Source organism: Pseudomonas persica (assembly GCF_900291015.1).
Classification (GTDB): Bacteria; Pseudomonadota; Gammaproteobacteria; order Pseudomonadales; family Pseudomonadaceae; genus Aquipseudomonas.
Genome location: NZ_OLKL01000395.1, coordinates 1 through 234, shown reverse-complemented (window position 1 = coordinate 234; position 234 = coordinate 1). Strand labels below are relative to the sequence as shown.

The 234-nt window shown below is 63.7% G+C and carries 1 protein-coding gene; it reads left to right on the top strand.

What is annotated here, in order from left to right; all coding sequences use genetic code 11:
- On the top strand, positions 1-234 hold a 234-nt coding region (locus FQ664_RS27030; RefSeq protein WP_144176017.1), incomplete at both ends, for a glycosyltransferase.

Sequence of the window (234 nt, the reverse complement as noted above, 5' to 3'; positions counted from 1 at the left end):
TGTGACGACAGCCCCGGGGGCGAGATCGAGGCGATCTGTGATGAGCTGCGTGTCACTTCGCCCGCTCCCTTGCGCTATGTGCGCAACCCGGTGCGCCTTGGTTTCGCCCGCAACCTGCTGGCTTGCCTGACGCACACCTCGGGCGAGCTGATCAAGTTCCTCTGTGACGACGACACGCTGTTTGCCGGCTGTATCAGCCAGCAGTCCAGTGTGCTCGGCGAGTCGCAGCAGATC